At 61.8% G+C, this 22,984-nt stretch carries 15 protein-coding genes; 3 read left to right on the top strand and 12 right to left on the bottom strand.

Features of this window, described 5'->3' with window-relative positions; genetic code table 11:
• Positions 1-24: 24 nt before the first annotated feature.
• The 9 genes from gltB to M0814_RS14075 form a co-directional block, all read right to left on the bottom strand.
• Positions 25-4,470: a glutamate synthase large subunit gene (gene gltB, locus M0814_RS14115; protein ID WP_003220908.1), complete on the bottom strand. Its 4,446-nt coding sequence runs from the start codon at positions 4,468-4,470 to the stop codon at positions 25-27.
• 349 nt (positions 4,471-4,819) lie between these two features.
• Complete coding sequence (locus tag M0814_RS14110) at positions 4,820-6,409, bottom strand: AAA family ATPase (protein ID WP_103485589.1); 1,590 nt, start codon at positions 6,407-6,409, stop codon at positions 4,820-4,822.
• Positions 6,410-6,419: 10 nt separating this feature from the next.
• On the bottom strand, positions 6,420-7,520 hold the full coding sequence (aroB, locus tag M0814_RS14105) for a 3-dehydroquinate synthase (RefSeq protein ID WP_027611317.1): 1,101 nt from the start codon (positions 7,518-7,520) through the stop codon (positions 6,420-6,422).
• A 151-nt stretch (positions 7,521-7,671) separates the two neighbouring features.
• The gene (aroK, locus tag M0814_RS14100) at positions 7,672-8,190 is read right to left on the bottom strand and encodes a shikimate kinase AroK (RefSeq protein ID WP_045122260.1); all 519 of its coding nucleotides are present in this window, start codon (positions 8,188-8,190) and stop codon (positions 7,672-7,674) included.
• Positions 8,191-8,194: 4 nt separating this feature from the next.
• Positions 8,195-10,267: a type IV pilus secretin PilQ gene (pilQ, locus tag M0814_RS14095; RefSeq protein ID WP_003220900.1), complete on the bottom strand. Its 2,073-nt coding sequence runs from the start codon at positions 10,265-10,267 to the stop codon at positions 8,195-8,197.
• 13 nt (positions 10,268-10,280) lie between these two features.
• Complete coding sequence (locus M0814_RS14090) at positions 10,281-10,808, bottom strand: pilus assembly protein PilP (protein ID WP_103485590.1); 528 nt, start codon at positions 10,806-10,808, stop codon at positions 10,281-10,283.
• Positions 10,805-11,428: a type 4a pilus biogenesis protein PilO gene (pilO, locus tag M0814_RS14085; RefSeq protein WP_003220896.1), complete on the bottom strand. Its 624-nt coding sequence runs from the start codon at positions 11,426-11,428 to the stop codon at positions 10,805-10,807. The genes M0814_RS14090 and pilO overlap by 4 nt, the downstream gene beginning before the upstream one ends.
• Positions 11,425-11,991 carry a PilN domain-containing protein gene (locus tag M0814_RS14080; protein WP_003220894.1) on the bottom strand — a complete coding sequence of 189 codons (567 nt, stop codon included), beginning with the start codon at positions 11,989-11,991 and terminating at the stop codon, positions 11,425-11,427. The genes pilO and M0814_RS14080 overlap by 4 nt, the downstream gene beginning before the upstream one ends.
• Complete coding sequence (locus tag M0814_RS14075; protein WP_003220893.1) at positions 11,991-13,055, bottom strand: pilus assembly protein PilM; 1,065 nt, start codon at positions 13,053-13,055, stop codon at positions 11,991-11,993. The genes M0814_RS14080 and M0814_RS14075 overlap by 1 nt, the downstream gene beginning before the upstream one ends.
• A gap of 216 nt (positions 13,056-13,271) precedes the next feature.
• Here M0814_RS14075 and M0814_RS14070 point away from each other — a divergent pair, with 216 nt between their 5' ends.
• Complete coding sequence (locus M0814_RS14070; RefSeq protein WP_103485591.1) at positions 13,272-15,719, top strand: penicillin-binding protein 1A; 2,448 nt, start codon at positions 13,272-13,274, stop codon at positions 15,717-15,719.
• Positions 15,720-15,980: 261 nt separating this feature from the next.
• On the opposite strand, the gene M0814_RS14065 is transcribed toward M0814_RS14070, so the two are convergent.
• The 3 genes from M0814_RS14065 to rpmE form a co-directional block, all read right to left on the bottom strand.
• On the bottom strand, positions 15,981-17,249 hold the full coding sequence (locus tag M0814_RS14065; protein ID WP_003220889.1) for a malic enzyme-like NAD(P)-binding protein: 1,269 nt from the start codon (positions 17,247-17,249) through the stop codon (positions 15,981-15,983).
• A 183-nt stretch (positions 17,250-17,432) separates the two neighbouring features.
• Positions 17,433-18,215, bottom strand: a complete 783-nt coding sequence (locus M0814_RS14060) for a thermonuclease family protein (RefSeq protein WP_103485592.1) — start codon at positions 18,213-18,215, stop codon at positions 17,433-17,435.
• 41 nt (positions 18,216-18,256) lie between these two features.
• Positions 18,257-18,475, bottom strand: coding sequence for a 50S ribosomal protein L31 (gene rpmE, locus M0814_RS14055; protein ID WP_003220885.1), 219 nt, complete (start codon positions 18,473-18,475; stop codon positions 18,257-18,259).
• 289 nt (positions 18,476-18,764) lie between these two features.
• Here rpmE and M0814_RS14050 point away from each other — a divergent pair, with 289 nt between their 5' ends.
• Together M0814_RS14050 and argS are read left to right on the top strand one after the other, a co-directional pair.
• Entirely contained in the window at positions 18,765-20,984 is a 2,220-nt protein-coding gene (locus M0814_RS14050) for a primosomal protein N' (RefSeq protein WP_103485593.1), read from the top strand.
• Positions 20,985-21,246: 262 nt separating this feature from the next.
• A complete protein-coding gene (argS, locus tag M0814_RS14045; RefSeq protein WP_103486232.1) occupies positions 21,247-22,983 on the top strand; it encodes an arginine--tRNA ligase in 1,737 nt (578 codons plus the stop codon).
• The last annotated feature ends 1 nt before the right edge of the window (position 22,984 follow it).

Here is a 22,984-nt window from a genome sequence, read left to right as displayed (position 1 = left end):
CTCATCAAACTCTTCAGGCGCATATCACTGCGGGTTGGCACGAGTGCTGGAAAGCAACGATTTCAGGTTGGCAGCCTTAGGCTTCACCAGCCAGAAACGGCGCAGGTAGTCATCAAGGTTTTCGGCGAGTTCACGACCCCACTCGCTCTCGGTTTCCTTGACGTACTCGTTCAGCACGTTCTGCAAGTGGCTGCGGTAGGCTTCCATCGCCTCGCCGCTGATCCGCTGGATTTCCACCAGTTCGTGGTTGACCCGGTCAACGAAGGTGTTGTCCTGATCGAGCACGTAGGCGAAACCACCGGTCATGCCAGAGCCGAAGTTGTAACCGGTCTTGCCCAATACGCAGACGAAACCACCGGTCATGTACTCGCAGCAGTGATCGCCAGTGCCCTCCACGACCGTGTGGGCACCGGAGTTACGCACAGCGAAACGCTCGCCTGCGGTGCCGGCGGCGAACAGCTTGCCGCCGGTGGCGCCGTACAGGCAGGTGTTGCCGATGATGGCGCTGTTCTGAGTCTGATAGACGCTGCCCTTCGGCGGCACAATGACCAGTTTGCCGCCGGTCATGCCTTTGCCGACGTAGTCGTTGGCGTCGCCTTCCAGGTACATGTGCAGACCGCCGGCGTTCCACACGCCGAAGCTCTGACCGGCCGTGCCTTTGAAGCGGAAGGTGATCGGCGCGTTGGCCATGCCCTGATTGCCGTGCTTGCGTGCGATTTCGCCGGAGATCCGCGCACCGATCGAACGGTCGCAGTTGCAGATGTCCAGTTCGAACTCGGCGCCGCTGAGGTCGTTGATCGCCGAGGTCGCCATGTCGACCATTTTCTCGGCCAGCAGGCCCTGGTCGAACGGCGGGTTGCGCTCAACGCCGCAGAATTGCGGTTTGTCCGCCGGGATGTGATCGCTGCCCAGCAGCGGGGTCAGATCCAGATGGTGTTGCTTGGCGGTCTGGCCTTCGAGGATTTCCAGCAGGTCGGTGCGGCCGATCAGCTCCTCGAGGGAACGCACGCCGAGCTTGGCCAGCCACTCACGGGTTTCTTCGGCGACGTAGGTGAAGAAGTTCACCACCATGTCGACGGTACCGATGTAGTGATCCTTGCGCAGCTTCTCGTTCTGCGTCGCAACGCCGGTGGCGCAGTTGTTCAGGTGGCAGATGCGCAGGTATTTGCAACCCAGGGCAATCATTGGCGCTGTACCGAAGCCGAAACTTTCGGCGCCGAGGATCGCGGCCTTGATCACATCGAGGCCGGTTTTCAGGCCACCGTCGGTCTGCACCCGGACTTTGCCGCGCAGGTCGTTGCCGCGCAGGGTCTGGTGAGTTTCGGCAAGGCCGAGCTCCCACGGCGCGCCCGCGTATTTGATCGAGGTCAGCGGCGAAGCACCGGTACCACCGTCGTAGCCGGAGATGGTGATCAAGTCCGCATAGGCCTTGGCCACACCGGCAGCGATGGTGCCGACGCCCGCTTCTGCTACCAGCTTCACCGAAACCAGTGCCTTCGGGTTGACCTGTTTCAGGTCGAAGATCAGCTGCGACAAGTCTTCGATCGAGTAGATGTCGTGGTGCGGCGGTGGCGAAATCAGGGTCACGCCCGGCACTGCGTAACGCAGCTTGGCGATCAGCCCGTTGACCTTACCGCCCGGCAGTTGACCGCCCTCGCCCGGCTTGGCGCCCTGAGCGACCTTGATCTGCAGCACTTCGGCGTTGACCAGGTATTCCGGGGTTACACCGAAACGGCCCGTCGCGACCTGCTTGATTTTCGAGCTCTTGATCGTGCCGTAGCGCGCCGGATCTTCGCCGCCTTCGCCGGAGTTGGAACGCGCACCGAGGCGGTTCATGGCTTCGGCCAGGGCTTCGTGAGCTTCCGGCGACAGTGCGCCCAGCGAGATACCGGCGGAGTCGAAGCGCTTGAGCACCGATTCCAGCGGCTCGATTTCACTGATGTCCAGCGGCTTGTCGAGGGTCTTGACCTTGAACAGGTCGCGAATCATCGACACCGGACGGTTGTCCACCAGCGAGGTGTATTCCTTGAACTTGGCGTAGTCGCCCTGCTGCACGGCGGCTTGCAGGGTGTTGACCACGTCCGGGTTGTACGCGTGATATTCGCCGCCGTGAACGAACTTCAGCAGACCGCCCTGCTGGATCGGCTTGCGCGGACTCCAGGCTTCGGTGGCCAGAGCTTTCTGCTCGGCTTCGATGTCGACGAAACGCGCACCCTTGATGCGGCTCGGCACGCCACGGAAGCTCAGCTCGCACACTTCTTCGGACAGGCCGATGGCTTCGAACAGCTGCGCACCGCGGTACGAGGCGATGGTCGAGATACCCATCTTCGACAGGATCTTCAGCAGACCTTTGGTGATGCCTTTGCGGTAGTTCTTGAACACCTCATAAAGGTCGCCCAGCACTTCACCGGTACGGATCAGGTCACCCAGCACTTCGTAGGCCAGGAACGGATAGACCGCCGAGGCGCCGAAACCGATCAGCACCGCGAAGTGATGCGGATCGCGTGCGGTCGCGGTTTCGACGAGGATGTTGGAATCGCAGCGCAGGCCTTTTTCGGTCAGGCGGTGGTGCACCGCGCCAGTCGCCAGCGAAGCGTGGATCGGCAGTTTGCCCGGCGCGATATGACGGTCGCTCAGAACGATCTGGGTACGCCCGGCACGCACGGCTTCTTCAGCCTGGTCGGCGACGTTGCGGATCGCCGCTTCGAGGCCGACGCTTTCGTCGTAGTTGAGGTCGATGATCTGCCGCTCGAAACCCGGGCGGTCGAGGTTCATCAGCGAGCGCCACTTGGCCGGCGAGATCACTGGCGAGCTGAGGATCACGCGCGAGGCGTGTTCCGGCGATTCCTGGAAGATGTTGCGCTCGGCACCGAGGCAGATTTCCAGCGACATCACGATCGCTTCACGCAGCGGGTCGATCGGCGGGTTGGTGACCTGCGCGAACTGCTGGCGGAAATAGTCGTACGGCGTGCGCACACGCTGCGACAGCACGGCCATCGGCGTGTCGTCGCCCATCGAGCCAACGGCTTCGTAGCCTTGTTCACCAAGCGGACGCAGTACCTGATCGCGCTCTTCGAACGTGACCTGATACATCTTCATGTATTGCTTGAGCTGATCGACGTCGTAGAACGCCGAACCGTGGTCGTTGTCTTCCATGGTCGCCTGGATGCGCAGGGCGTTCTTGCGCAGCCATTGCTTGTACGGATGACGGGACTTCAGACGGTTGTCGATCGCGTCGGTGTCGAGGATCTGCCCGGTTTCGGTGTCCACAGCGAGGATCTGGCCCGGGCCGACACGGCCCTTGGCGATCACGTCTTCTGGCTGGTAGTTCCAGACGCCGATTTCCGAAGCAACGGTGATGAAACCGTTGGTGGTGGTGACCCAGCGCGCCGGACGCAGACCGTTACGGTCGAGCAGGCACACCGCGTAACGACCATCGGTCATCACCACGCCGGCCGGGCCGTCCCACGGTTCCATGTGCATCGAGTTGTACTCGTAGAACGCACGCAGATCCGGGTCCATGGTTTCAACGTTCTGCCACGCAGGCGGAATGATCATCCGCACGCCACGGAACAGGTCGATGCCACCGGTGACCATCAGTTCGAGCATGTTGTCCATGCTCGAGGAGTCGGAACCGACACGGTTGACCAGCGGGCCGAGTTCTTCCAGATCCATCAGATCGTTGGTGAACTTGGTCCGACGGGCCTGCGCCCAGTTACGGTTACCGGTAATGGTGTTGATCTCGCCGTTGTGGGCGAGGAAGCGGAATGGCTGAGCCAGCGGCCATTTCGGCAGGGTGTTGGTGGAAAAGCGCTGGTGGAACACGCAGATCGCGGTTTGCAGGCGCTGGTCACCGAGGTCCGGATAGAACGCGGCCAGGTCGGCCGGCATCATCAGGCCTTTATAGATGATGGTCTTGTGCGAAAAGCTGCAGATGTAGTGGTCGGTGTCGGCGGCGTTGGCCACCGACGAGCGACGACGGGCGCTGAACAACTTGACCGCCATGTCCTGATCGCTCAGGCCTTCACCGCCAATGTACACCTGCTCGATCTGCGGCAGGCGCTCAAGGGCCAGGCGGCCGAGGACGCTGGTGTCGATCGGCACTTTGCGCCAGCCGATCAGTTGCAGGCCTTCGGCAAGGATCTCGCGGTTCATGTTCTCGCGAGCGGCTTCGGCCTTGGCCGGATCCTGGTTGAAGAAGACCATGCCCACGGCATATTGCTTGGGCAGCTCGACGCTGAAGTTTTCCTGGGCGATCGCCCGCAGGAACGCGTCAGGCTTTTGAATCAGCAGACCGCAACCGTCACCGGTCTTGCCGTCGGCATTAATCCCACCGCGGTGGGTCATGCAGGTCAGGGCCTCGATGGCCGTTTGCAAAAGGGTATGACTGGGCTCGCCCTGCATATGGGCTATCAGGCCGAAACCGCAGTTATCCTTGAATTCATCTGGTTGGTACAGACCTGCTTTCATAGACACTTTCTCACCAGGCTGCCTCTTTTCGAGGCAAATTTCTTTTCAATTCAACCACTTGCTGACCGCGCCGAACGTACGCCGGCTTTGCGGGGGCAAAAGGGTGGTCATTGTACACAGCGACACAGACGCTCACAAATTTGACGACGAAATGTCGCAAATCTATGTCGCATTTGTGAAAGGTTTAAAGCGATCTGCTGTGCTAGTCAAAACTTTTTTAATTCTGACTGCAACGACTCAAAGACTACTGTGACGCAGACACCACAAGGCACGCGACCTGGAAGGAAGCGCGCACTCGTAGAAATTTTGAGGTGCTTGGAGAGGCGGCCTGGGTAAGGCCGCCGAATCTTCAGCGAGTTGTTGCCAGTTCCTGTTGGACGCTGGCGACAGTGCGAGGCCAAGGTTTACCAGCCTGAACCTTCGCTGGCAAGGCCTTGATGGCAGAAACGGCTGCATCACGATTGGCGAAGTTGCCGTAGGTGATCACGTAGAGAGGCTTGCCGTTGAGGACTTTCTTGAAATAACGGTACTCGCCGCCCTGCTCCTTGACGAAGTTTTGCGCGGTCGCTTCGGAGCTGGTGCCGAGGATCTGCACCACGTAGTTGCTGGTCGGCTGACCGGCGTACCAGCTGCCACCGGCAGCCTTGGCCACGGCAACCGGCTTCTCCGCCGGTTTGGCGGCAGCAACAGGCTTGGCCGGAGCCGGAGTCGGTTTAGCCGCTGGCGCTGCCGGAGCAGGCTTGGCGCTGGCGACCTGAGTCGGTGCCGGGGTCGGCTTGGCGGCTGGCACCGGAACCGGGGTTGGCGCCGGACCGGCCGGAACACCTGCTGGTGGTGCGGAAGTTGTTACGGTCGGCGGCGTCGCGCTGGAACCTTCGACCGGCACGCCATCGTCGCCTTCGGTGATGCCGCCAGCGGCCTCAGCCAACGGGCCGCGCATCACCGGTTGCGAGTTGCCGACCAGCGGCAGCGGCATCGGCTGGGTATTGCCGGCGAACTCGACGTTCGGCGCGCCACCCTTGGCGCCTTGGCCCAACGGCAGTTGTGCCTGTTCGTTGGCGGGAGCGCCGGTGGTTGGCGCCTTGTTGCGACCCGGCATCAGCCAGGCGGCGGCGACCGCGACCACAACGACGGCGGAAATCGCCAATACGTGTTTCTTCGGCATGTTGAACCCCATACTTGGACGCTTGACCGCAGAGCGGCTGGCAATCATGACTTCGATCAGTGCATCGCGAGCGACCTGGTTGATGTTGCCAGGCCAACCCTCGGCGCTTTCGTGAATCTCAGAGATCTGATCCGCGGTGAAAAGTTCGACACCCCGGCCCGCACCTTCGAGCCGTTGGTCGAGATATTCGCGGGTCTCTTCTTCGGTGTACGGCTGCAGTTCGATGACGTGGAAGCGCTCTTCCTCGAGGTGCAAGGCCTCCAGTTGCGCGATCAGCGACGATTCACCGAACAGGAACACGTGTGGACGACCTTCCGGCGCACCGGCACCCAGCGCCATCAGCGCCTCGAGCGCAGATTCGTCAAGCTGCTCGGCATCATCCACCAGCAGATAGACTTCCTGCCCGGTCAGTGCCAGCTGCACCACTTGCGCCAGAATCGCGCCGACCTCGGCCTGCGCCACGTCCAGCGCCTGAGCAACCTGACGCAGCACGCCGGCCGCATCGCCGGCCCCACGGGCCGACACCACGACACTTTGCACCGATTGCTTGTTGGTGCTGGCCACCAGCGCCTGGCGCAGCAGGGTCTTGCCGCTGCCTTGCGGGCCGGTGACCACCAGCAGCAACTGGCTGTAACGCGCCAGGTGGTGCAGTTGCCCCAGCACCGGCTTGCGCTGGGCCGGGAAGAACTTGAAGCCCGGCACCCGCGGCGCGAAAGGGTCGTGACTTAACTGGAAATGGCCGAGGAACGCCTCGTCGGCATGCAAACTAGTCATCGGAATCTTATTAACCTTTAAGCTGAGCCAGAGCGCGGTAATCCGCTCCCAGCGTGGCCTGTAGAACCTCTTTCGGATAATCGGCGGTCACCACCGCTTCGCCCATCCGGCGCAGCAGCACCAGGCGCAGACGACCGTCGATCACTTTTTTATCAATTGCCATATGTTCGAGAAAATCGGCTTCGGTCATTTCTTCCGGCGGGATCACCGGCAGACCGGCACGCTGAAACAGCCGAATGCCGCGATCACGTTCCTGCTCGCTGATCCAACCCAGACGCGCGGACATTTCCAGCGCCATCACCGTACCTGCGGCGACCGCCTCACCATGCAACCAGACACCATAGCCCATGTGGGTCTCGATGGCGTGGCCGAAGGTGTGGCCGAGATTGAGCGTGGCGCGCACGCCGGTTTCCTTCTCATCGGCACCGACCACTGCAGCCTTGGCCGCGCAGGAGCGCTCGATGGCGTAGGTCAGGGCCTTTTGATCCAGCGCGCGCAGGGCGTCGACGTTGTCTTCGAGCCAGGTCAGGAACGGCTCGTCGCAGATCAGACCGTACTTGATGACTTCGGCCAGACCGGCGGACAGCTCACGCTCTGGCAGGGTTTTCAGGGACGCGGTATCGATCAGCACCACGTTCGGCTGATAGAACGCGCCGACCATGTTCTTGCCCAACGGGTGGTTGATGCCGGTCTTGCCGCCCACCGACGAATCGACCTGGGACAGCAGCGTGGTAGGAATCTGGATGAAGTCGACGCCGCGCTGGTAGCAAGCGGCGGCGAAACCGGCCATGTCACCGATGACCCCGCCGCCGAGGGCGATGATCGTGGTGCGGCGGTCATGACGGGCGGTCAGCAGACCGTCGAAGATCAGTTGCAGGGTTTCCCAGTTCTTGAAGGCTTCGCCGTCCGGCAGCACCACCGAGATCACCGAGAACTGCGCCAGGCTGCGGGTCAGACGTTCGAGATAGAGCGGCGCAACGGTCTCGTTGGAGATGATTGCCACCTGCCGCCCGTGGATATGCGGCGCCAGCAACTCAGGCTGATCCAACAAACCTTCGCCAATATGAATCGGGTAGCTGCGCTCGCCTAGATCGACCTTGAGTGTCTGCATGTGTCCCCACAGTGAAGATGGAAGCAGGCGTCCTGCCCTGAATTATTGGTTGTCTGCAGCCTATAGCGGGTATGACGCCGCTCGCACGCCATCCGCCACAACCTCGGCGGCTCTGACAGGACGCCGAGGATAGCGCATTTCGGGCGATGCTTTAACGGGGTGGAAGCTGCGCCAGACGGTCGAGAATGTCGAGCACCACCATACGCGGTGGCCGCTCGTCGGTTTCCACCACCAGATCGGCGATTTCCCGATAGAGCGGATCACGGATCGCCAGCAGGTCACGCAGGGTTTTCGCCGGATCGGCGGTGCGCAGCAAAGGACGATTGCGGTCGCGCGACGTGCGGCCGACCTGCTGCTCGACGGAGGCGTGCAGATACACCACCCGCCCGCCCTCGTGCAGGGCCTTGCGGTTGGCATCGCGCATCACCGCGCCGCCGCCAGTCGCCAGCACCACGCCGTCGAACGCGCACAGCTCGGCGATCATCGCCTGCTCACGGTCGCGAAAGCCGGGCTCGCCTTCCTTGTCGAAGATCCACGGGATATTGGCGCCCGTGCGCAGTTCAATTTCCTTGTCGGAATCTTTGAACGGCAGGCGCAGCTCTTTGGCCAGCAACCGGCCGATGGTGCTTTTTCCAGCGCCCATCGGTCCTACAAGAATCAAATTTCGCACAGAATCAACGACTCACAGCAATCGCCTGGTTATTCATGATACGCGGAGTGAGAAATACCAGCAGCTCGGATTTTTTCTCCGAAACCACATCACGCCGGAAAAGGCGGCCAAGATACGGCACATCGCCAAGAAATGGCACCTTATCTACGACCTTGCTTTGAGTATTTGAGAAAACACCGCCAATCACGATGGTCTCGCCGTCGTTCACCAGCACCTTGGCGTTGACCTCGTTCTTCTTGATCGGCGGTACATCCTGCACTTTGTTCAGGTAGTCCGGTTCGTCCTTGGTGACCTTGACCTCCATGATGATGCGGTTGTCAGGGGTGATCTGTGGCGTCACTTCCAGCGACAGCGAAGCCTCCTTGAACGACACCGATGTCGCGCCGCTGGAGCTGGCTTCCTGATACGGAATCTCGGTGCCCTTGAGGATCTTTGCGGTCTCTTTGTCGGAGGTGACTACTTTGGGCTGCGAGACAATTTCACCGTTGCCGGTTTTCTCCATGGCGGTCAGCTCAAGATCGAGCAGCACGTTGTCGGTGATGAAGGCGATGCCGATCCCCGAGGTATTACCGATCGTCCCCATGTCGACGAACGGCGAATTGGTGCTGGTGCTTCCCGGTGTGCCAATGGTGGTAGAGGTGCCATTGCTGACCCCGGAGGTGTTCCAGTTGCCCTTGTTCTGGATCGAACCGCCCCAGCGCACGCCCAGACTCTTGTCGTAATCGACGTTGGCCTCGACGATCCGCGCCTCGATCATCACCTGACGCACCGGAATATCCAGTTGCGCCACGATCCGCCGCAGTTCATCGAGGCGATCCTGAGTCTGGTAGGCAATGATGTTGTTGGTGCGCTCATCGACGGTGATCGAGCCGCGCTCGTCGATTTTCGCCTCGGCGCTGGTCACCGATTGGAACAGCTTGGCGATGTCCGCCGCCTTGGCGTAGTTCACTTGCAGCAGCTCGCGGCGCAGCGGTGCCAGTTCGGCGATCTGTTTCTGCGACTCCAGCTCCTGGCGCTCGCGGGCAGCGATTTCGTCGGCCGGCGCCACCAGCAGCACGTTGCCGATCTTGCGTTTATCCAACCCCTTGGTTTTCAGCACCAGGTCCAGCGCCTGATCCCACGGCACGTTTTGCAGACGCAAGGTGATCCCGCCCTGCACCGTATCGCTGGCCACCAGGTTGAGGTTGGTGAAATCGGCGATCAGTTGCAGCACCGAGCGCACATCGATGTCCTGAAAATTCAGCGAGAGTTTTTCGCCGCTGTAGGCCTGGCGCTCGGCATTGCGTTTTTGCAGGTCATCGACCGTCATCGGGCGAATGCTGACGGTCAGTTTGTTATCGGTTTGGTAGGTGGAATAGTCGAAGGTCCCGCTGGGTTCGACGGTAATGACCGCACGATCACCGGTGGCGGCGGCGTTGACGAACTGCACAGGCGTGGCGAAGTCCTTGACGTCGAGGCGCACCCGCAGCCTGTCGGGCAACTGGGTGCGGGCAAAACTGAGGATGATCTTGCCGTCATGCTCCTGGATATCCGGGGCGATGGTCGGGTCCGACAGATCAATGACCACGTTGCCCTCGCCCGCGGTGCCACGCTGGAAGTCGACGCCACGAATGGTCTTGGCAACGGGGGCGTAAGCCTTCGCCGGAGCCGCGACCGGTCGTGGCGCAGCAGCGGCTGGGCGCGGCGCAGCAGGCTTGGCGCCCTGCCCGACCACCACGAACAGATTGTTACCCTCGACCCGCGAGGTGTAGGGCGTCAGTTGCGTCAGGTTGATGATCAGGCGTGTCCGGTCGTTGGCCTCGACCACTGTCGCGGTGCGCGCATTGCCGCTGCCCAGATCGCGGGTCTTGCTCGTCAGCTGGCTGGCTACACCCGGCAGATCCAGAGCGATTCGCGCCGGTGATTCGGTGGTGTAGCCCTTGGGCTGCGGTGGTGGGCCGTCGAACGACAGCTTCAACTCGATGCGGTCACCCGGTAACGCCGCCACATCCAGCGCCTTGAGACTGGCCGCCTGCACCATCGGTGACAGCAGCGCTATCCATAGCGAAAAACCGAGGGTGGAAAAAATCCTGTTCATTGTTCGACTTCCACTATGAGTGCTCTTTCAAAGGAATGGTGCGCGGACGTTCCAGCCAGGCGCCTTCGCCGTCGGGCACGATCTCGACCACATCGACCTGAGTGGCGCTGATCGCCACGATGCGCCCGTCGTTGCGCCCCAGGTAGTCGCCGACCTTCAGCCGATGCACACCGCCGGCCCCACGCAGCAGGGCAAAGGAGCCGGAGGCATTGGAGATGGTGCCGACCATTTCAAACTGCTCGATGTTGAAACCTTCGAGGTATTGCTTGACCCGGTTGGGGTCGGGTTTGACATTGCGCGAGCCGCGCTGCTGCCCGGCCAGATCGACCCGCACCTGACGCGAGAACGGGCTGCGCAGGTTGGCCGCGCTGTAGGTAAACGTGGGGTAGGAATGGAACGTCGGCGTCGGCTCGATCTTGCCCGCCGGGCGCAGACGCACTTCGTTCATGTAGGCGTCGAGGTCGCTGAATTCGTCACTGCTGCCGCAACCACTGAGACCGAGCACCAGCACTGACAGGGCGAAATAACGGATCGGGGTCATTTTTCCAGCCCCTTGTCGTTATAGCGGTAAGTCTTGGCGAGGATGCTCATGCGCAGCTTCGTCCCGCCTTCGGGGTTGGCCGGCGCCAGTTCGAAATCGTGCAACGTGACGATCCGTGGCAACCCGGCGACGCCACTGACGAAAGTGGCGAGGTCGTGGTAAGCCCCGGTGACGGTGATCTGGATCGGCAACTCGATGTAGAACGGCTGGGTCACTTCCGGCAGCAGCTTGATCTCTTCGAATTCGAGGCCACTGCCCAACCCGGTGCGGGTGATGTCTTCCAGCAACCCCGGCACTTCAGTGTCGCTGGGCAACTGCCGCAGGAGCACGCCGAAGGAGTTTTCCATTTCCTTCATCTGCTGGGTGTACAGCTCCAGGTTCGCGGCCATGTGCGCCTTGCTGGCGAACTGCTCCTTCAAGGTGTCTTCTTCCTGATGCTTGGCTTCCAGCTGGTTTTCCATGTCGCTGATGAAAAAGTTATAGCCAAGCGCCAACACCAGCACCGCCAGCAACGCTCCCGCAATGGTTTTCACCGCGGCCGGCCAGGAACCGATGTTGCTGGTATCCAGATCGTTGAAGTCGATATTGCGCAGACTTTGCAGCCATTCGGACGGCTTCATTTGTCGCCCTCCGTCACGGCTGGCTGGGTCTGACGAACGGTCAGCTGAAAGACGTTGGCCTGATCCACCTGACCGGCGGTCGTCGCCTTCACCTCGTTGAGGCTGGGCGCATCAAACCAGTCGGAGGCATCCAGATTGCGCATCAGCTCCGAAACCCGATTATTGGACTCGGCCGCGCCATTGATGGTCAGCGTCTTGCCCACCAGTTTCACGCTGGTGAAATACACGCCGTCCGGCAGCGTGCGTGCCAGTTGATCGAAGATCCGTCCACTGATCTGCCGGTTGCCCTGCAAGTCCTGGATGATGCGCATGCGCTCGACCAGTTGCTGGCGCCGGGCCTTGAGTTCGCTGATCTGCTTGATCCGTTCGTCGACCACCGCTATCTGCTTGCCGATGTAGGCATTGCGCGCGGCCTGCCGCTCGATGGCGGCATCGAAGATCTGATCGGCAATGAACACCGCACCCACCGAACCGACGAAGACCCCGATCAGGATCAGCAGGAAGCGCTTGCGCCGCTCTTCGCGGCGCTCCTCGCGCCAAGGGAGAAGGTTGATCCGCGCCATCAGTCGAAACTCCTGAGCGCGAGCCCGCAGGCAATCATCAGGGCCGGCGCGTCACTGGCCAGGGCCCCGGCGTTGACCTTGCTGCTCAAGGCCATGTCGGCAAACGGGTTGGCGACCTGGGTCGGGGTGCCCAGGCGCTGCTCGATCAGGCGATCCAGCCCTGGCACCGACGCCGTGCCACCGGCCAGCAGAATGTGATCGACTGCGTTGTACTGCCCGGAGGCAAAGAAGAACTGCAACGAGCGCGACACCTGCTGTACCAGCGCATCCCGAAACGGCTGCAAGACCTCGCTGATATAGTCATCCGGCAGACCGCCCTGCTTTTTCGCCAGCCCGGCCTGCTCGACGGTCAGGCCGTAGCGGCGCTGAATCTCCTCGGTCAGTTGGCGGCCACCGAACAGTTGCTCGCGGGTATAGATGATGCGGCCGTTGTGCAGGACGCTGAGAGTGGTCATGGTCGCGCCGATGTCCACCACGGCCACCGTCAGGCGTTCCTGCGAGGCGGCCAGTTGAGTGGCGAGCAGGCCGAACGAGCGCTCCAGCGCATAGGCCTCGACATCGACCACTCGCGCCGTCAGCCCGGCCAGCGCCAGCGCCGCCTCGCGCACTTCGACGTTTTCCTTGCGACAGGCGGCCAGCAGCACGTTGACCCGCTCCGGGTTGCGCGGCGAAACGCCCTGGACTTCGAAGTCGATGGCTACTTCGTCCAGTGGATAGGGAATGTATTGGTCGGCTTCGATCTTGAGCTGGTTTTCCAGCTCGTCATCGGTCAGCCCGGCGTCCATCTCGATGATCTTGGTGATCACCGCAGAGCCGGCCACCGCCACCGCCACGCTCTTGAGCCCGGTGCGCGCCTTGACCAGTACCCGAGACAAGGCATTGCCCACGCCTTCGAGCTCGGCGATATTCTTTTCGACCACGGCGTTGGGCGGCAGAGGCTCCACCGCGTAGGCCTCGACCCGGTAGCGGTCGCCCTGGCGGCTAAGCTCCAGCAGCTTCACCGAAGTGGAGCTGATGTCGATCCCCAGTAACGTATTGGTCTTTTTATTGAAGAGTCCCAGCACTACCAATTCCCTATGACTTTCCGTGAGTTACGGACTCTGTAATACACATTGCGTTCCTTCACCGCGCCTTGACAGAAGCGCAAATGACGCCCCCAGCAGAAAAGTGCTTATAATGCCCAGCGTTTTTTTCCGCTTTTTACTGCCGGCGCGGGTTGTTCTGTGTGTTCCCGGAACCCTGTCGCCAAATTCATTCTTTGCCCTGGATGTCCAAAAGCCTTGATTCGTCTGCTGAAATTTTTCGGTTGGTCCATCGTCGCCGTTTTCTGCGGACTGCTTTTAGGTCTCAGCGGCGCGTTTCTTTACCTTAGTCCGGGTTTGCCCTCTGTGGAGGCGCTGCGAAGCATTCAGTTGCAGATTCCATTGCGGGTCTACAGCAGCGATAACAAATTGATCGCAGAATTTGGCGAAATGCGCCGGACTCCGATCCGTTTCGCCGACATTCCCCCCAATTTCATTAATGCGTTACTAAGTGCTGAAGACGACAATTTCGCCAACCACTATGGCGTCGATCCAAGCAGCCTGATGCGTGCCGCGACCCAATTGGTCAAAAGCGGACACATTCAGTCCGGCGGCAGCACCATCACCATGCAGGTGGCGAAGAACTTCTTCCTGACCAGCGAGCGCAGCTTTTCGCGCAAAACCACAGAAATTCTTCTGGCCCTGCAGATCGAGCGACAGTTGACCAAGGACGAGATCCTTGAGCTGTACGTGAACAAGATCTACCTGGGTAACCGCGCCTATGGCATCGAGGCGGCGGCGCAGGTGTATTACGGCAAGTCGATCCGCGACGTCAGCCTGGCGCAGATGGCGATGATCGCCGGCCTGCCAAAAGCCCCGTCGCGCTTCAACCCGCTGGCCAACCCGGCACGCAGCAAGGAACGTCGCGACTGGATCCTCGGTCGCATGTACAAGCTCGGGAAGATTTCCGAGGCTGATTACACCGCCGCGATCAACGAGCCACTGAACGCCAGCTATCACGTGCCGACCCCGGAAGTGAACGCACCGTACATCGCTGAAATGGCCCGTGCCGAAATGGTCGGCCGCTATGGCAGCGACGCTTATACCGAAGGTTTCCGCGTCACCACCACGGTGCCGAGCAACCTGCAGGAAATGGCCAACACCGCGCTGCACGAAGGCTTGATGACCTACGACCAGCGTCACGGCTACCGTGGCCCCGAGTCGCGCCTGCCGGGCAAGACCCACGAAGCCTGGGCCACCGAGCTGACCAAGCAGCGCACCATCAGCAGTCTTGAACCGGCGATCGTCACCCAGGTCGACAAAAACGGCCTGCAAGTGCTGACCCGTAGCGGCGAAGAACACGTTGCCTGGGACACCATGAAATGGGCGCGGCCGTTCCTCAACACCAACAGCATGGGCGCCGCACCGCGTCAGCCGTCGGATGTGGCACAGGTCGGCGATCTGATTCGCGTGCAGCGTCAGCCGAACAATTCGCTGAAATTCAGCCAGATTCCGCAGGCGCAAGGCGCGCTGGTGTCGCTGGATCCGCAGAACGGCGCGATCCGCTCGCTGGTGGGTGGTTTCGCGTTCGAGCAGAGCAACTACAACCGCGCCTTGCAGGCCAAGCGTCAGCCGGGTTCGAGCTTCAAGCCGTTCGTCTACAGCGCTGCGCTGGACAGCGGTTACACCGCCGCGACTCTGGTCAACGACGCGCCGATCGTGTTCGTCGACGAGTACCTGGATAAAGTCTGGCGGCCGAAGAACGACACCAACACCTTCCTCGGCCCGATCCGTCTGCGCGAGGCGCTGTACAAGTCGCGTAACCTGGTGTCGATCCGCCTGCTGCAGGCGATGGGCGTCGGCAAGACGATCGACTACATCACCCGCTTCGGCTTCAACAAGCAGGACCTGCCGCCAAACCTGTCGCTGGCGCTGGGCACCGCGACCCTGACGCCGATGGAGATCGCTACCGGCTGGAGCACCTTCGCCAACGGCGGCTACAAGATCACCCCGTACATCATCGACAAGATCGAAAGCCGCAACGGCGACACGCTGTTCGTCGCCAACCCGCCGACCGTGCCACAGGGTGGCTCGGCGACCGATGGCTTTGCCGCCCCGGCGTCTCAGCCGATCACCGTCAACGCCGCACCGGTTCCGGGTGAAGCCCCGGGCGCCGCAGCAGCGCCACAAGCACCGGCAGTAGCCGAGCGGATCGTCGACGGTCGCACCACGTACATCCTCAACAGCATGCTGCAGGACGTGATCAAGCTCGGCACCGGGCGCCGTGCACTGGCCATGGGCCGCAGCGACATCGCGGGCAAGACCGGTACCACCAACGACTCCAAGGATGCATGGTTCTCCGGCTACAACGGCGATTACGTGACCACCGTGTGGACCGGTTTCGACCAGCCGGAAAGCCTCGGTCGCCGTGAGTTCGGCGGCACCGTGGCGCTGCCGATCTGGATGAACTACATGTCGGCTGCGCTGAAGGACAAGCCGCCGCACGTGCAGCCTGAGCCGGAAGGCATCCTCAGCCTGCGGGTAGACCCGGTCAGCGGTCGCGCGGCCACGCCGAGCACGCCGGGTGCCTACTTCGAGCTGTTCAAGTCGGAAGACACGCCGCCATCCGTGAATGAGCTGGGCAATGGCGCGGCGCCAGGCAGTCCGCTGCCGGCGGATGAGCAAGCACCGATCGACCTGTTCTGATCCAGCATCAGCAAAAGCCCCGCCATCGCGAGATGTGCGGGGCTTTTTTATGGCTGTGATTTTATGTTGTCTGGGCCGGCCTCTTCGCGAGCAAGCCCGCTCCCACAGTGCCCGGGTTGTAGCCAGCATTTGCGCACACCACAAAACCTGTGGGAGCGGGCTTGCTCGCGAAGAGGCACTGAAGAACACCACAAATCACACAGGCACAAAAAAGCCCCGACTCTCACGAGCCGGGGCTTCTGGTTGAAGCGTTACAAGGTCTTAGCCGTTGAACACGTCATCCACGCTTTTCAGCGGGTAGTTCTTCGGATACGGCAGGGTGGCCACACCGGTCTCGATCGCGGCTTTGGCCACAGCGTCGGAGATCAGGGTGATCAGGCGCTTGTCCATTGGCTTCGGAATAATGTACTCACGGCCGAATTCCAGCGGCGCACCACCGTAGGCGTCGCACACGTCCTGTGGCACTGGCAGTTTGGCCAGTTCACGCAGGGCGTTGGCCGCTGCCACTTTCATTTCTTCGTTGATGCGCTTGGCGCGAACGTCCAGGGCACCGCGGAAGATGAACGGGAAGCCCAGCACGTTGTTGACCTGGTTCGGGTAGTCGGAACGACCAGTGGCCATGATCACGTCGCTACGGGTGGCGTGTGCCAGTTCCGGGGAGATTTCCGGATCCGGGTTCGAGCAGGCGAAGACGATCGGGTTGGCCGCCATCGACAGCAGGCCTTCAGCGCTCAGCAGGTTCGGGCCGGACAGACCGACGAACACGTCAGCGCCTTTCAGAGCGTCAGCCAGGCTGCGCTTGTCGGTGGCGTGAGCGAATACCGCTTTGTACTGGTTCAGGTCGTCACGGCCGGAGTGGATCACGCCGGTACGGTCAACCATGAAGATGTTTTCGATTTTTGCGCCCATGCTCACCAGCAACTTCATGCAGGAGATGGCCGCAGCGCCGGCGCCGAGGCAGACGATCTTGGCTTCCGGCAGGGTTTTGCCGGCGATTTCCAGGGCGTTGATCATGCCCGCAGCGGTCACGATCGCGGTGCCGTGCTGGTCATCGTGGAATACCGGAATGTCGCACTGCTCGATCAGAGCACGTTCGATCTCGAAGCACTCAGGTGCCTTGATGTCTTCCAGGTTGATGCCACCAAAGGTGATGGAAATGCGTTTAACGGTGTCGATGAAGGCTTGCGGGCTTTCGGAGTCGACTTCGATGTCGAACACGTCGATACCGGCGAAGCGCTTGAACAGTACGCCTTTACCTTCCATGACCGGCTTGGAAGCCAGTGGGCCGAGGTTACCCAGACCCAGAATCGCGGTGCCATCGGAAATGACTGCAACCAGGTTGCCCTTGCCGGTGTATTTGTAGGCCAGTTCAGGATCGCGGGCGATCTCACGCACTGGTTCAGCTACGCCGGGGCTGTAGGCCAGCGACAGGTCGCGGGCGGTAGCAGTGGCCTTGGTGAGCTCGACACTCAGCTTCCCTGGACGAGGATTGGCATGATATTCGAGAGCGGCAGTTTTCAGATCAGACATTTTGGCATTCCGCTTTTTACTGTTGGACAGACTGGTCAGCGAGGATACGCGCCTCGCAAAGTCCCCACAAGACTGAGCAGTCACCCCTGTCAAGCGCCCTGTCCTACGACTTTGGGCCAAGAGCCACGGCGCACAAGGGCTTGACTGTTCACAATCGACAGAAAAAATGTCTACAATTTTTCTTCAGCGGGCGCCTTGCAGCATCGATGGATCGGTCAGCGGCAGCAGCCAACGCGGTTGACCCGGTTGCAAGCCGCCACGGCGCGAGCGATCGACGACCCAGCCGCGAGCCTCGACCTGCCTGCCTTTCAGCACCTGCAATCGGGCACTGTCGAATTGGCCAACCAGATTGGGCGCAACGCGCAATACAACCGAGTCCTGCAACTCGATCCAGATTCCGCCGCGATTGCGCTGAACCTTGCTCACACGCCCACTGACCACTGCGAAACCCGAATGCTGAATCTGCTCCGTTTTCAGTACAGGCGACTGGCGCCAGACGCCGCGCCCAGCGGTGCGCGCGCTCTGCTCAGCGGCTTGCTGACAGGCAACAAGATCGACGTTCGGTGCAACGGCCACCTGAAAACCCAGGCCGTCGGCGAGCATTTGCGCTTCAAGATTGCTACCGCTGGCACTGTAAACATGCGCGAGGGTACGGCCGTATTGGTCTTTGGCCTGCTTGCCGGTGAGCAGACCGACCCGACCGCCGCTGTCCGCCACCAGGGTTTCGAGGCGTTTACGCGCCGCCACCGCGAATGGCTCGTCGCTGCGACCGTGCCTGCCCAGTTCGGGTGTGTTGAGACCGATCATCCGCACACTGCGCCCGTCGCTCAGGCGCAGGGTATCGCCATCGACCACGCGTTGGACCGCAACGCTGCTCAGCCCCTTCGGAGCGGGACAGAAGGCCTGGGCGCCGGACAGCCAAATCGCGGACACAAAAAAGGCGCCCGCAAGGGACGCCTTTTTCATCAGCCCGGAAAAGCCATTGAGGTTTTCCAGAATGATTGGCCTTAGGCCTTTTTCGCGCCGAAAGCACCGAAACGGTCGGCAAAGCGCTGAACGCGGCCGCCAGTATCCAGAGTCTTCTGCTTACCGGTGTAGAACGGGTGGCATTCGTTGCAAACGTCGATCGGCAGAGCTTTGCCATGAGTCGAACGAGTTACGAATTTGTTACCGCAGCTGCAGGTAACATCGATTTCTACGTAGTTTGGATGAATATCGGCTTTCATGGTGTATTCCTCAGGCTAGCGTGCCGCCACCCAACACTATTGTTGAATACCGCACGTAATTAGGCCGCGGATTCTACCAGACAATGTCAATCGCGCAAGCTGTCCCTCAGACCGACCGTCTGCTAGGCTCCCGGCCCATTGCGCTGTCCCTGTGGGAGCGAGCCTGCTCGCGAAGACGATCTATCAGCCAGCATATCAGCCGCCTGACACACCGCTTTCGCGAGCAGGCTCGCTCCCACAGGTTATGTACGCAGTCCTTTTAATCGCCTGCTGATCGAGATCCCCCCGCGTGCCCGACGCCATTCTGCGCCTCGCCCTGCCTTCGCCCCTGCGCCGCCTGTTCGACTATCGGGCACCGGCCGGTGTGCTGCGCGCCCAGTTGCAGCCGGGCATGCGCCTGCGGGTGCCGTTCGGGCGCAGGGAGATGATCGGGATTCTGGTCGAGATCACCGACACCAGCGAAGTGCCGGCAGAAAAGCTCAAACCGGCGCTGGCCCTGCTCGATGCCACCCCGCCGCTGCCTCCCGCATTGTTCAAGCTGTGCCTGTGGACCTCCCAGTATTACCAGCACAGCCTCGGCGATACCTTGAGCTGGGCGCTGCCGGTCCTGCTGCGTCAGGGCGAACTGGCCGAGGCCCGTCAGGAACGCTTCTGGTCGGTCGCCCCGGGCGCCAGCCTCGATGATCCACGCATCGCCCGCGCGCCGCGCCAGCGTGAAGCCCTGGCAACACTGGCCCAGCACCCGCACGGCGTCGCCCATCAGTTGTTGAGCAAACTGATGCTGAGCAAGGACAGCCTCGACCTGCTGCTGGCCAAGGGCCTGGTGCAAGTGGAGATCCGGCGCCACGCCCCCGGGGTGCGCCATGAACACTGGCTGGCCCAGCCGGAGTTGCCGCTGAACACCGAACAACGCGCCGCTTACGAAGCGATCCGCGCCGGGTTCGACAGTTATCACGCCTTTCTGCTGGCCGGGGTCACCGGCAGCGGCAAGACCGAAGTCTATTTACAGCTGATCCGCGAAACCCTCGAAGCCGGCAAGCAGGCACTGGTGCTGATTCCCGAGATCAACCTCGGCCCGCAGACTCTGGCGCGTTTCGAGCAGCGCTTCAACGCACGCATCGCCCTGCTGCACTCGGCGGTCAACGACCGTGAGCGCCTCGACGCCTGGCTCGCCGCCCGCGACGGCGAGGCCGACATTATTATCGGCACCCGCTCGGCGCTGTTCACCCCGATGAAAAATCCGGGACTGATCATCATCGACGAAGAGCACGACGGCTCTTATAAACAGCAGGAAGGTTTGCGCTACCACGCCCGGGATCTGGCGTTGGTGCGCGCGCGGCAGGAAAACATCCCGATCGTCCTCGGTTCGGCCACGCCTTCGCTGGAAAGCCTGCACAACGCTTACACCGGTCGTTATGGCCTGCTGCGCCTCAACGAGCGGGCCGGCGGCGCCAAGCAGCCACGCTTCCTGCGGCTGGACGTAAAAAGCCGTCCGCTGGACAGCGGCATTTCCGGGCCGATGCAGCAAGCTATTGGCCAGACCCTCGCCGCCGGCCAGCAGGTGCTGGTGTTCCTCAACCGGCGCGGCTTTGCGCCGACCTTGCTGTGCCACGACTGTGGCTGGATGTCCGAGTGTTCGCGCTGCGATGCGCGGATGACCGTGCACCAGCGCTATGGCGAGCTGCGCTGCCACCACTGCGGCTATGTCGAACGCACGCCGCGCCAGTGCCCCAAGTGCAACAAGGTCGATCTGCGGCCGGTGGGCGCCGGCACCGAGCGTGCGGAGGAGCGGTTGGCGATTCTGTTCCCGGACTACCCGGTGCTGCGCGTCGACCGCGACAGCACTTCGCGCAAGGACGCGATGAATCAACTGTTCGCGACGATTCAGAAAGGCCAGCCGTGCATTCTGGTCGGCACGCAGATGTTGGCCAAGGGACACCACTTCCCAAGGGTCACGCTGGTGTCGATTCTGGATGCCGACGGCGGACTGTTCTCCGGCGACTTCCGCGCCAGCGAGCGTATGGCGCAATTGATCGTGCAGGTCGCCGGGCGCGCCGGGCGGGCGGAAGAGCCGGGCAAGGTGATCATCCAGACCCACCTGGCCGACCATCCTTTATTGGTGCAACTGACCGAGCAGGGCTACTTCGCCTTTGCCGAGCAAGCCTTGAGCGAGCGCCGCGCCGCCGGACTGCCGCCGTTTGCGCATCTGGCGCTGTTGCGCGCCGAAGCGCACAAGCCGGGGCAGGCCGAGGGGTTTCTCGACGAGGCGTGCAGCGCGGCCGAGCGCTTGCTGGTCGAGCAGAATCTGACCGGCATCGAACTGCTCGGGCCGGTGCCGGCACCGATGGAGCGGCGTGCCGGTCGGTATCGGGCACAGCTATTGTTGCAGGCTACAGCGCGGGCGCCGCTGCATCGGTTGCTCAGCAGTTGGTTGCTGGAATTAGAGCAGATGCCGAGCGGGCGGGCGGTGCGCTGGTCGCTGGATGTCGATCCTGTTGATCTGTATTGACGCTGACCTGTGGCGAGGGAGCTTGCTCCCGCTGGGGTGCGAAGCGGCCCCAAAACCGCAATGCCAGACAAACCGAGTCAGCCGGTTTTACGACTGCTGCGCAGCCGAGCGGGAGCAAGCTCCCTCGCCACAGGGTAATTTGTCACCACATATCCATAAGCTGCCTGCTAAGGTTGGCAAGCCCGTCTTCGCAACGGATAATGCCCAGTTTTTCCACCCGCGCATCGATGCGCCGCCGCGCTTGCGGTCGAAAGAGAAGACCATGAAAGACACCATTCGCCAGCTGATCCAACAAGCCCTCACCCAACTCGTCAACGAAGGTGTGTTGCCTGAAGGCCTGTCGCCGGCGATTCAGGTGGAGAACGCCCGTGACAAGACCCACGGCGACTTCGCCAGCAACATCGCCATGATGCTGGCCAAGCCGGCGGGCATGAAGCCGCGCGATCTGGCGGAAAAAATCATCGCCGCGCTGCCGGCCGACGAAAACGTCACCAAGGCCGAAATCGCCGGCCCAGGCTTCATCAATTTCTTCCAGAACACCCAGGCCCTCGCCTCGCGCCTCGACGCCGCCCTGGCTGACGCTCACGTTGGCGTGCGCAAGGCCGGCCCGGCGCAGCGCACCGTGGTCGACCTGTCGGCACCGAACCTGGCCAAAGAGATGCACGTCGGCCACTTGCGCTCGACCATCATCGGCGACGGCGTGGCCCGTGTTCTCGAGTTCCTCGGCGACGAAGTGATCCGCCAGAACCACGTGGGCGACTGGGGCACCCAGTTCGGCATGCTGATGGCGTATCTGCAGGAAAACCCGATCACCAGCGACGAGCTGTCCGATCTGGAAAACTTCTACCGCGCCGCCAAGCAGCGTTTCGACGAATCCGAAGAGTTCGCCGACCGCGCCCGTGGTCTGGTGGTCAAGCTGCAGGCCGGCGATGCCGAGTGCCTGGCGCTGTGGACCCGGTTCAAGGACATCTCGCTGTCGCACTGCCAGAAGATCTACGAACTGCTCAACGTCAAACTGACCATGGCCGACGTGATGGGCGAAAGCGCCTACAACGACGACCTGATCAACGTGGTCAACGACCTGAAAGCTGCCGGCATGCTGGTCGAGAGCAACGGCGCCCAGTGCGTGTTCCTCGACGAGTTCAAGAACGCCGACGGCGACCCGCTGCCGGTGATCATCGTCAAGGCTGACGGCGGTTACCTGTACGCCACCACTGACCTGGCAGCCGTGCGCTACCGCAGTGGCAAGCTCAAGGCTGATCGCGCGCTGTACTTCGTCGACCAGCGTCAGGCCCTGCACTTCCAGCAAGTGTTTGCCGTGGCGCGCAAGGCCGGTTTCGTGACCCATCCGATGGAAATGGAACACATGGGCTTCGGCACCATGAACGGCGCCGACGGCCGTCCGTTCAAGACCCGTGATGGCGGCACCGTGAAGCTGATCGACCTGCTGACCGAAGCCCAGGAACGCGCCTACAACCTGGTCAAAGAGAAGAACCCGACACTGGCCGAAGACGAACTGCGCAACATCGCCAAGGTTGTCGGCATCGGTGCGGTGAAATACGCCGACCTGTCCAAGCACCGCACCAGCGACTACAGCTTCAACTTCGACCTGATGCTCAACTTCGAAGGCAACACCGCGCCGTACCTGCTGTACGCCTACACCCGTGTGGCCGGTGTGTTCCGCAAACTGGGCAAGGACTTCAGCCAAGTCGATGGCCAGATCGTCCTCGAAGCGGCGCACGAACAAGAGCTGGCGGCGAAACTGGCGCAGTTCGGCGAAGTGCTGAACAACGTCGCGGAAAAAGGCACCCCGCACATCCTCTGCACCTACCTGTATGACGTCGCCGGTCTGTTCTCCAGCTTCTACGAGAACTGCCCGATCCTCGCCGCCGAAACGCCGGCCCGGATGCAGAGTCGTCTGCGTCTGGCCGCGCTGACCGGTCGTACTCTCAAGCAAGGCCTGGAACTGTTGGGCCTGGAAACTCTGGAGCGCATGTAAG

The organism is Pseudomonas sp. MWU12-2020 (assembly GCF_023100605.1).
Taxonomy (GTDB): domain Bacteria; phylum Pseudomonadota; class Gammaproteobacteria; order Pseudomonadales; family Pseudomonadaceae; genus Aquipseudomonas; species Aquipseudomonas fluorescens_H.
This window is presented reverse-complemented; position numbering and strand designations above follow the sequence as displayed.